The 2,182-nt window shown below is 68.1% G+C and carries 3 protein-coding genes; all 3 read left to right on the plus strand.

Annotated features, from left to right (window positions below):
- Positions 1-812: Rieske (2Fe-2S) protein (locus AC1DVT_RS19675; protein ID WP_477391021.1), on the plus strand; the 812-nt coding region annotated here is incomplete at its 5' end.
- A gap of 69 nt (positions 813-881) precedes the next feature.
- The gene (gene pyrR / locus AC1DVT_RS19680; RefSeq protein WP_457098676.1) at positions 882-1,427 is read left to right on the plus strand and encodes a bifunctional pyr operon transcriptional regulator/uracil phosphoribosyltransferase PyrR; all 546 of its coding nucleotides are present in this window, start codon (positions 882-884) and stop codon (positions 1,425-1,427) included.
- On the plus strand, positions 1,424-2,182 hold a 759-nt coding region (locus AC1DVT_RS19685; protein ID WP_477391023.1), incomplete at its 3' end, for an aspartate carbamoyltransferase catalytic subunit. The genes pyrR and AC1DVT_RS19685, both read left to right, overlap by 4 nt.

Here is a 2,182-nt window from a genome sequence, read left to right on the forward strand (position 1 = left end):
AGGTGCGCCCGGAGCAGCAAGGGCACATGTTCCTCCCCGGCACCGTCGTCGAGCTGAACCACGGCGAGATCTCGGTCGAGCAGTCGCTGTACACGGATGCCGAGATCGAGCAGATCTTCGGCGACAAGTGGACCTACCTCGCCGAGCAGCGCGACTCCCGGCAGGACGAGATCGCCGCGGAAGAGGCATCCCGCGCTCCAGTCCTGCCGCCGGACGAGATGCTGGCCGCGCTCAAGGAGTGGTGGGAGCCGCTGCTGCGGCGCGGCCGCATCTTCCGTGACGGCGTCGGCGGGAATGTGCGCTTCCGCATCGGCGAGCTGGACATGGTCGTCGACTTCCCCAAGGCGAAGGTGCGGGAGTACGCGGGGGAGGAGTGCATCTACTGGTACACGATTCCGGCCGACCTCGTCTCGACGAACATCGCCGACCACGAGATCGACTGGTCCAACTCGATCTTCCTCTCGATGCAGTTCGAGGTCGGGCGCAGCGGCAAGTTCAACGAGTTCCTCACGACGTTCCTCAAGTGCCTGTCCCGAGACCGCATCGAGTACGTCGAGAACTGGTACGCCGAGCAGTCCGATGTGTCCGAGGACGTGCAGCTCGGCGACTGGGTCGTGCAGCGCCGCTGCCCGCATCTGCGGGCCGATCTGTCCAAGACCGGCAAGATCGAGGACGGCGTGCTGACCTGCAGCCTGCACGACTGGAAGTGGGACCTCGCCAGCGGCAGCTGCATCTCGAGCCAGGGGCACCCGATTCGGTCGTCCCAGGTCGAGGGCGACCTGGCCATGGAGGCACTCGCCCCCGCGAGCTGATCGGCTAGGCTGGGAGCGAACCACAGCAACCTTTAACCCCGTCCTGTGAGGCGGAGAAGGGAGCAGCGGATGAGCACGCGCACTGTGCTGAACGCAGCCGACATCACCCGGGCCCTGACTCGGATCTCCCACGAGATCCTCGAGTCCAATCGCGGCCCGCAGGATCTGGTGCTTCTGGGCATCCCCACCCGCGGCGTCGCCCTCGCCCATCGCATCGGCGCACTGATCGGCGAGATCGCGTCAGTCGAGCTCGACGGTGCGGCGATCCCGGTCGGGGCGCTCGACGTCACGATGTACCGCGACGACCTGCACCGCAATCCCACTCGCACGCCGCAGCGCACGCAGATCCCCGCCGGCGGGATCGACGGAAAGGTCGTCGTGCTCGTGGACGACGTGCTGTTCTCGGGTCGCAGCATCCGCTCCGCCCTCGACGCACTGCAGGACATCGGACGTCCGGCAGCCGTGCGTCTCGCGACGCTGGTGGACCGCGGGCACCGCGAACTGCCGATCCGGCCCGACTTCGTGGGCAAGAACCTGCCGAGCTCGCGCGACGAGCGCGTCAACGTGCGCCTCGACGAAGTCGACGGCGCCGAGGAGGTGACGATCGAGTCATGAGGCATCTGCTCGACACCAAGACCCTCGACCGCGAGGCGGCCCTGCGCATCCTCGATGTCGCCGAGGACATGGCCGACACCCAGCAGCGCGAGGTGAAGAAGCTGCCGACGCTGCGCGGCAAGACCGTCGTCAACCTCTTCTTCGAGGACTCGACCCGTACCCGCATCTCGTTCGAGGCGGCCGCCAAGCGCCTGTCCGCGGACGTCATCAACTTCTCCGCGAAGGGCTCCAGCGTCTCCAAGGGGGAGTCGCTGCAGGACACCGCGCAGACCCTGCAGGCGATGGGAGCGGATGCCGTGGTCATCCGTCACGGCGCGTCCGGCGCGCCGCGCACGCTCGCCACGAGCGGGTGGATCAGCGCGGGCGTCGTGAACGCGGGGGACGGCACCCACGAGCACCCCACCCAGGCGCTCCTGGACGCCTACACGATCCGCAAGCGCCGGTTCGGCGCCGACAGCCGCGGCCGCGACCTCGCCGGTCTGCGCGTAACGATCGTCGGCGACATCCTGCACTCCCGTGTCGCCCGCTCGAACGTCTGGCTCCTCAACACGCTCGGAGCGGACGTCACCCTCGTCGCGCCGCCGACCCTGGTGCCGCAGGATGTCTCGCACTGGCCGGTGCGCGTGCGCTACGACCTCGACGAAGCGGTCGCCGAGCAGCCGGACGCGCTGATGATGCTGCGGATCCAGCTGGAGCGCATGAACGCCGCATATTTCCCCACTGAACGGGAGTATTCCCGTCGATGGGGACTCGAC

It is taken from the genome of Microbacterium sp. P2_F9 (genome assembly GCF_056403635.1).

What these genes read in the sequence shown, in the direction of transcription:
- pyrR (WP_457098676.1), top strand. Translation starts at nt 882, where the DNA reads ATGAGCACGCGCACTGTGCTGAACGCAGCCGACATCACCCGGGCCCTG.